The organism is Mesorhizobium sp. M2E.F.Ca.ET.209.01.1.1 (genome assembly GCF_004010375.2).
Lineage (GTDB): Bacteria > Pseudomonadota > Alphaproteobacteria > Rhizobiales > Rhizobiaceae > Mesorhizobium.
Window position 1 is genome coordinate 1 of record NZ_SADP02001124.1, and the last position, 293, is coordinate 293.

At 66.6% G+C, this 293-nt stretch carries 1 pseudogene; it reads left to right on the forward strand.

The window, feature by feature from the left end:
• A pseudogene (locus tag EN852_RS39395) lies at positions 1-293 on the forward strand (VWA domain-containing protein); the annotation flags it as partial.

The following is a 293-nucleotide window of genomic DNA, read 5'->3' on the forward strand; positions in this document are numbered from 1 at the left end:
GCGAAAAGCAGAAGCCCCGGACGGCGGAAAACCGCGTCAGCCAGGCGATGTTCGAGGGCCATCAGAAGAACCAGCCTGTGCGCGAAGTGCCCGAGATCGAGATCGACGCGCGGCTGACCTTTTCCGGCAATGAGGTGCTGCGGGCCAAGGATTTTGCCCAGATGGACGCCGGCGAGATGGCGGAGGCCAAGAAGGCGATCGCGGCCTTGCGGCTGCCCTTCGACCTTGTCCGCACGCGGCGCTTCAAGGTGGACGCGCAGGGGCGCCGCATCGATCCGCGCGCCATGATGCGC